This is a genomic window from Streptomyces milbemycinicus, from assembly GCF_002154605.1.
In the GTDB taxonomy this organism is placed as follows: Bacteria; Actinomycetota; Actinomycetes; order Streptomycetales; family Streptomycetaceae; genus Streptomyces; species Streptomyces milbemycinicus.
This window is the reverse complement of record NZ_MUNE01000951.1, coordinates 1-872: the sequence shown is the minus strand read 5'-3', so window position 1 is coordinate 872 and position 872 is coordinate 1. Positions and strand designations below refer to the sequence as shown.

Genomic DNA, 872 nt, shown 5'->3' with positions numbered 1-872 from the left:
TCCAGCCACCTGATGAGCGAGATGGCGCTGACCGCCGACCGCCTGATCGTGATCGGGCGCGGGCAACTGCTCGCCGATATGAGCGTCAAGGACTTCATCTCCTACAACTCCGCGGACTTCGCGCGGGTCCGCACCCCCGACGGGGAGCCGGACCAGCGCGAGAAGCTGACCGCCGCGCTGAGCGAGGCGGGCGGCCAGGTGCTGCCGGAGCAGGACGGCGGGCTGCGGGTGACCGGGCTGCCGCTGCCGCGGATCAGCGATCTGGCGCATGACGCGGACGTCCGGCTGTGGGAACTCTCCCCGCACCAGGCGTCGCTGGAAGAGGCGTACATGCGGATGACGCAGGGCGCCGTGGACTACCGCTCGACCGCCGACCAGCGGGCGGGGCTCCAGGAGCCCGTACCGGGCATGGCCCCGCAGGCCGGGCCGTACGGCTATGCCCCGCCGACCGCGGGCGGCGCACCCGCCGGCTACCCGCCCATGGGCTCCATGCCGGGCTACAACCCGCCGCCCGCGCCCCACCCGGGCCAGCCCGCGCCCGGCCAGCCCGCCCCGGGCCAGCTCGCCCAGGGTCAGCCCGCTCCGGGCCAGGCCCCCTGGCAGCCGCAGCAGCCGCTTGTCGGGCAGGGCGCACCGCAGCAGTCCTACGCCGCCGCCCCCGCCGGGTACACCTCGCCGATCCCGATCCGGCGTACGCACCTGGGGCATGCGATCGCCTCCGAGTGGACCAAGATCAAGTCCGTGCGCTCGACGATCTGGACGCTGAGCGTCATGGCCGCGCTGGTCATCGGCATCGGGCTGCTCGTGGCGTCGGGCACCAAGGACAGCGACTACTCCAACACCCCCACCACCATCCCCGGCCTGTTCGGCAC

1 pseudogene is annotated in these 872 nt (G+C 73.7%); it reads left to right on the top strand.

What is annotated here, in order from left to right:
- Window positions 1–681 (top strand): annotated as a pseudogene (locus CCN51_RS49420) (ABC transporter ATP-binding protein); the annotation flags it as partial.
- Window positions 682–872 lie beyond the last annotated feature (191 nt).